The following is a 6,346-nucleotide window of genomic DNA, read 5'->3' as shown; positions in this document are numbered from 1 at the left end:
GAGCGAGCCTGCTCGCGAATGCGCTGGAGCAGCTTGCATCCATACCGAATATGCCCGCGAATCCCAAGTACATGTTGCTGGAGCAAGTCCTTGAACATCTTCGGTTTTTCAATACGACACGAACGGTTGTAACTTCTTGTCAGATAGGTACAATGGCGCGGCTCGCCGCAAGGCGGGCGTCGTTATGGTGACCCCATCGGTCCCCCCGCAACGATTACCCGTGAACCTGGTCAGATCCGGAAGGAAGCAGCCACAGCGGGAACATTGTGTGCCGGGGTGTGGCTGGTGGGGTTGCCTCCATAACGCTCCAGGCCTTCGTTCGCAAGGTTTGCCAAACTCAAAATTTCTTGTTGTTTTGCTGATCGATATTGATCGGTGCTTTCTGTTGCCCTGGCTTTCGCGGGGCCAGGCAGTCGAGCGTCAGCAAGGAGGCCGAGCCGTACCGTCGGCACCCCCTGCTTTTATTTCACTGCATCAAGGCTTGGACAGCGCCTGCTCAACCGCCGCAATCAGCTTCCCAAGGTCTTTCGGGGTGGCCTTGTGAATGACATTGAACAGATATGCTCGCTGCTCGTCTTCGTCGCCCATGTCGGCGAAGAATGCTTTGGGCTGGACATTCAGCGCGTCGGCAATCAGGTACAGCGCTTCGACGCTCGGGGTGTAGGCGCCGGTTTCGAAGCGGCTGATGGTTTTCGGGTCGAAACCGGTTTTTTCACCAAGTTCAGCCTGAGTGAGCCCCGCTACTTTGCGGTAGCGTCTGATGGCTGGACCCAGACTTGAAATTCGCATCGCTTAATTCCCATTCAGAATCAAGAACTTAACGATAGATCTTCGCATTAGGCAACCGCTCGTTCCATCACCTTGCCTTGCAAAATGTGATGCGTTTCGTAGAATCGGCCTTTGGCATGGGTATTTTGGTGACCTGCTTCAGGAGCCGGGGTGTAGGAAAGACCGGGGCTCGCGCTTCTTTTGCAGCGACACACGGCGGGGCCTGGAGCTTTTCAGGCCGCACCGCCAGCGTCCATGCTCCAGCTTTCTCAAGGTATTTGAGCCTAGTTGATTTTCGCCTCTGCGGGGGCGGTGCAACCGTGCGCGACAAACGAGCCTGACTCATGGATGACTGCTTCGATGGACAAGAAGTACCGCAGGGCTGTTGACGCCGCCGCGATCTTTTCCGAAACCGATTTGAGCGGGCGCATCACTTACGTCAACGATAAATTCTGCAGCCTGTTTGGCTACGGTCGGGATGAGTTGCTTGGGGCAAACCATCGCGTGCTCAACTCGGGCCAACATCCCAGTGAGTTCTTCAGCGCCATGTGGCGCACCATTGCCCTGGGCAAGGTCTGGAAGGGTGAGATCTGCAATCGGGCCAAGGACGGCGCGCTGCACTGGGTCGAAACGACTCTGGTGCCGGTGATCGACGAAGCGACAGGGAACATCAAGCGCTATCTGGCGATTCGTTTCGATGTCAGCGAAAAGCGTCGGTTGCTGCATTCCTTGCAATGGCGGGTCGGCCACGATGTGCTCACCGGCTTGCCCAATCGCACCTATCTATCCGAATTGCTGGACCAGGCCTTGGAGTTTTCCCAGGTGGAAAACCTGCCCTTGGCCGTGTGCATGCTCGACCTCGATGGCTTCAAGGCCGTCAATGACGGATATGGCCATGCCAGCGGTGATCGGCTGCTGGTGGAGGTCGCCAGGCGTCTGCGCAGCATCGTTCGTGGCGAAGACGTCGTGGCGCGGCTGGCCGGGGATGAGTTCGTCCTGGTGTTGCGACACGTTCGCGGAATGGACGAATTGCAAGGGGCCTTGAACCGGGTCCTGATCGCGGTTTCCATGCCTTATGCCATCGACGGCAAGGCCATCAACGTCTTTGCCAGCATCGGCGTCACGCTCTCTCCGTGGGACAACGAAGACGCCGACACGCTGTTGCGCCACGCCGATCAGGCGATGTACGTGGCCAAGCAGAGTGGTCGCAATCGCTTCCATCTGTTCGACGTTTCCAGGGACAAGGAAGTGCGGGCCACTTACCAGACTGTGGAGCGGGTGCGGCAGGCGCTGGTCGATAATGAATTGCGGCTGCATTTTCAGCCAAAGATCAATATGCGTGACGGCGTGGTGGTCGGGCTTGAGGCCTTGTTGCGCTGGAAGCATCCGCAGCGTGGCCTGGTGCCGCCACGGGAATTCCTGCCGGTGGTGGAAGAGACCGATCTGATCGTCGATATCGGCGAATGGGTCATGGAACAGGTATTGACCCAGTTGCAGCAGTGGCAACGGACAGGACCGGGCTGGCCGGTCAGTATCAATATTTCGGCGAGGCATTTTCAGCGGACGGATTTTGTCGAGCGGCTGCGGCAGGTACTGGAGCGACATCCGGCGGTGTCGCCGCGCATGCTCGACCTGCAGATCGTCGAGTCGGTCGCCGTGGAAAACCTGGCGCATGTCAGCGCTTGCCTCCAGGCATGCCAGGCCTTGGGGGTGGGCTTTTCGCTGGGCGGCTTCGGTACGGGGCATTGTTCGCTCAACGACCTCAAGCACCTGCGCACGCAAACCATCAAGATCGACAAGACCTTCGTGCGCGATATTCTCAATGATCGGGACGACCTGGCTTTGACCGAAGCGGTGATCGGTCTTGCCCGGGCATTCGGTCGGCAGGTGGTCGCGGAGGGGCTGGACAGTCTGGAGCATGGGCTGCTCCTGCTGGACCTGGGTTGTGAAGTGGCCCAGGGTTACTTTATCGCCCGACCGATGCCGGCCGGGCAGATACCGGGCTGGGTCAAGACGTTCATTCCACCGTCCCAATGGCAGGCGCGGCCAGGCGATCAGAGTGAAGCGGCGCTGGCCTGCGACCCTTCACTGCGGCCGGTATAAAGCTGGATGATCGCGTCGATTTCTCCAGATGCCTTCATCTCCTGCAAGGTCTGCAGAATGCGTTGCACCGGGATTCTGGGGTTATTGCGCAGGTAACAGCTCAGTTGTTGTTCCTGGAGGATCGCCACTTCGTGCAATTGCCGGTCAGCGGTATGGCGTTGGTTGAACCAGTCCAACGCCCATTGATTGCTGACGGCATAGCGATAACGACCCGCCAGCAGTTTCGCCAGCACCTGATCCTGGCTGCGTGCGTCGTCGCGCCGAAGATGGCCGCTGTCGAACAATGGCTGCAGGGTTGGGTAGCTATAGCTGAGCACGGTGCCGATCGATTGCTGAGCCAGTGCCGCGGGGGTGATTTTGTCCGGAACGCTGGACGAGCCGACCAGCACATCGCGTTGAAAAAACAGCGGGACACTCCAGAGGTAATCGGCCGCGTCGGCGTCCACCCAATCAGGCGAGACGTAACACCGCATGTCTATTTCACCGTGCTCCATGGCGCCGTCCAGCCTTGCGCGGGAAAGCACGTGAAACTGCGCCGGCATGCCCACCCGGGTCGCCAGGCTGGTCATGATATCCGGCAGGATGCCCTGGGTTGGACGGCCTCTGTCGATCTGCACCATGGGCATGGCCCAGCCATCAGTGATGGCGAAACGCAAGGGGACCTCTTCTGCGAAACATCCCGTTCCCAACAACAGCAAAGCCCCCATGGCCGAGCGCATAAACTCTCCTGACTGTAAAAAAAGCGTGTCGACACCCGAGCTTTCCTAACAAGCTTAGCCAGATTAGGTGAGCACACCGGATGCAATTTCGCCCCTGCTCCGCTAGCATTAGCCGCTTATGTTCCTTCGTTGCGACGGTTTTCGATGAGTTATCAGGTTCTTGCACGTAAATGGCGTCCGCGCTCGTTCCGCGAAATGGTCGGCCAGACCCATGTGCTCAAGGCTCTGATCAATGCCTTGGACAGCCAGCGGCTGCACCACGCCTATCTGTTCACGGGCACCCGTGGCGTGGGCAAGACCACCATCGCGCGGATCATCGCCAAGTGCCTGAACTGTGAAACCGGCATCACCTCGTCGCCCTGCGGCGAATGTTCGGTCTGCCGGGAAATCGACGAAGGCCGTTTTGTCGACCTGATCGAAATCGACGCCGCCAGCCGCACCAAGGTCGAGGACACCCGTGAACTGCTCGACAACGTGCAGTACGCGCCGAGCCGTGGGCGCTTCAAGGTCTACCTGATCGACGAAGTGCACATGCTCTCCAGCCATTCCTTCAATGCGCTGCTCAAGACCCTCGAAGAACCGCCGCCCTACGTCAAGTTCATCCTGGCGACCACCGACCCGCAGAAACTTCCTGCAACGATTCTGTCGCGGTGCTTGCAGTTTTCCCTGAAGAACATGACGCCGGAACGCGTCGTCGAGCATTTGACCCATGTGCTGGGCGTCGAGAACGTGCCGTTCGAAGACGACGCGCTGTGGCTGTTGGGCCGCGCCGCCGATGGTTCGATGCGCGACGCCATGAGCCTGACCGACCAGGCCATCGCGTTCGGCGAAGGCAAGGTCATGGCCGCCGATGTGCGGGCCATGCTTGGCACGCTTGATCACGGCCAGGTCTATGACGTCTTGCACGCGTTGATCGAAGGCGACGCCAAGGCGCTGCTGGAAGCGGTGCGTCACCTGGCCGAGCAGGGACCGGACTGGAATGGCGTGCTCTCGGAGATTCTCAACGTGCTGCACCGTGTCGCCATCGCCCAGGCCCTGCCTGATGGCGTCGACAACGGCCACGGCGACCGTGATCGCGTACTGGCCCTGGCCCAGGCGCTGCCGGCCGAGGACGTGCAGTTCTATTACCAGATGGGCCTGATCGGCCGTCGCGACCTGCCCCTGGCACCGGACCCGCGAGGCGGTTTCGAAATGGTCTTGCTGCGGATGCTTGCGTTCCGGCCCGCCGATACGCCGGATGCGCCGAGACAAGCGCTAAAGCCAGTGGGGATCAGCCAGGCCACAGCTGATTCCGCCAAGCCAGTGGCTGCCGCGCCCGTGGTTGCGCCGGCAGCGGCTTCTGTTCCGCCAGCGGTGGCGCCTGTCGCCCAGCCGGTGCCGGCGCCTGTCGTAGCGACGCCCGAGCCGGAACCTGAGCCGCAGCCCGAGGTGCTTCCAGAGCCGGTCGCCGAAGAAGTCATCGACCTGCCCTGGAACGATCCGGTCGAGCCGGAAATTGTCCAGCAACCCGCCGTGGAGCCCGTACTGGAAACCATCGCCGAGCAGCCTGAGTTGCCGCCGATGCCCATGCCAACGCCGGACAGCGCAGTGCCGGACGCGCCGGAATGGGTGGCTGCACCGGTGCCGGAGCCGACGGTGGCCGACGTCGATGTCGCCACGCCGGGCATCGACCTGGACGATGAACCGCCGCTGGACGAGGATTACATCGAACCGGACATGGATTCGGCCTACAGCTACCTGGACGACCTGGCCAGCGAGCACGCCGCCGAGCCGGCCCCGGAGCCAGAGCCGGAACCGGCGGCGATGCCGGCCACCGGATTGGCCCTGCAATGGCTGGAGCTGTTCCCGAAGCTGCAGATCAGCGGCATGACCGGCAGCATCGCCGCCAACTGCACGCTGATCTCGGTGGAGGGCGACCACTGGTTGCTGCACCTGGATCCGGCCCACAGCGCGCTGTTCAACGCGACCCAGCAGCGCCGCCTCAACGATGCGCTGAACCAGTACCATCAGCGCACCCTGACGTTGACCATCGAGCTGATCAAGCCCGAGCAGGAGACCCCAGCGCAGGCCGCGTCCCGGCGCCGTGCCGACCGGCAGCGTGAAGCCGAGGATTCGATCCACAACGATCCGTTCATCCAGCAGATGATGCAACAGTTCGGCGCCGTGGTCCGTCACGATACTATCGAACCTGTCGAGGCCCCGGTCCCCCAGGGCTCATAACTGAAGGCGCCGGGCCGTGCAGGCCGGGCGCGTTGTTTATCCAAGTACTTTCGAGGTGATTCCCATGATGAAAGGTGGCATGGCCGGCCTGATGAAGCAGGCGCAGCAGATGCAGGAAAAAATGGCCAAGATGCAGGAAGAGCTGGCCAACGCCGAAGTCACCGGCAAGTCCGGTGGCGACATGGTGACCGTGGTCATGACCGGTCGCCATGACATCAAGCGCGTCAGCATCGATCCGAGCGTGGTCGAAGGCCTGAGCGAAGACGACAAGGAAATGCTCGAAGCCCTGTTCGCCGCTGCCGTCAACGACGCGGTGCGCAAGATCGAAGCCAACAGCCAGGACAAGATGTCCGGCATGACCGCGGGCATGCAATTGCCGCCGGGCATGAAATTGCCGTTCTGATTCGCCATCCCGGTCGGGATGGGCTACACACAATGCCAGGCACCGCGCCTGGCATTTTTGTTTCTGTCCGGAGCACGGGTCTCTGTTCGACCGCTTTCGTCGGAACGCCGCGCGGAGCAAGCTCGCTCCCACA

General features: G+C 61.1%; 6 protein-coding genes and 1 other RNA gene. 5 read left to right on the top strand and 2 right to left on the bottom strand.

Translation table 11 applies throughout. From position 1 onward, the window contains the following. Positions 1–191, top strand: a 191-nt coding sequence (locus OC610_RS18725; RefSeq protein WP_264429751.1) for a hypothetical protein, incomplete at its 5' end; no start/stop codon positions are given. A gap of 3 nt (positions 192–194) precedes the next feature. Then, an RNA gene (gene ffs, locus OC610_RS18720) (signal recognition particle sRNA small type) lies at positions 195–291 on the top strand. 183 nt (positions 292–474) lie between these two features. On the opposite strand, the gene OC610_RS18715 is transcribed toward ffs, so the two are convergent. Beyond that, positions 475–789, bottom strand: a complete 315-nt coding sequence (locus tag OC610_RS18715; RefSeq protein WP_264429749.1) for a helix-turn-helix domain-containing protein — start codon at positions 787–789, stop codon at positions 475–477. Between the two features lie 339 nt (positions 790–1,128). Here OC610_RS18715 and OC610_RS18710 point away from each other — a divergent pair, with 339 nt between their 5' ends. Then, positions 1,129–2,871 carry a putative bifunctional diguanylate cyclase/phosphodiesterase gene (locus tag OC610_RS18710; RefSeq protein WP_264429752.1) on the top strand — a complete coding sequence of 581 codons (1,743 nt, stop codon included), beginning with the start codon at positions 1,129–1,131 and terminating at the stop codon, positions 2,869–2,871. Here the strand turns inward: OC610_RS18710 and OC610_RS18705 are convergent. Further along, entirely contained in the window at positions 2,823–3,590 is a 768-nt protein-coding gene (locus OC610_RS18705) for a substrate-binding periplasmic protein (RefSeq protein ID WP_264429748.1), read from the bottom strand. The genes OC610_RS18710 and OC610_RS18705 overlap by 49 nt on opposite strands. 144 nt (positions 3,591–3,734) lie before the next feature. On the opposite strand from OC610_RS18705, the gene dnaX reads away from it, so the two are divergent. Further along, positions 3,735–5,810, top strand: a complete 2,076-nt coding sequence (dnaX, locus tag OC610_RS18700) for a DNA polymerase III subunit gamma/tau (protein WP_264429746.1) — start codon at positions 3,735–3,737, stop codon at positions 5,808–5,810. 64 nt (positions 5,811–5,874) lie between these two features. Further along, positions 5,875–6,213, top strand: a complete 339-nt coding sequence (locus OC610_RS18695; RefSeq protein WP_003183512.1) for a YbaB/EbfC family nucleoid-associated protein — start codon at positions 5,875–5,877, stop codon at positions 6,211–6,213. Positions 6,214–6,346: the final 133 nt, after the last annotated feature.

The sequence above is a fragment of the Pseudomonas agronomica genome (assembly GCF_025917275.1).
GTDB lineage: Bacteria > Pseudomonadota > Gammaproteobacteria > Pseudomonadales > Pseudomonadaceae > Aquipseudomonas > Aquipseudomonas agronomica.
Note: the sequence above shows the minus strand (reverse complement) of the source record. Positions and strands in the feature narration are given on the sequence as shown.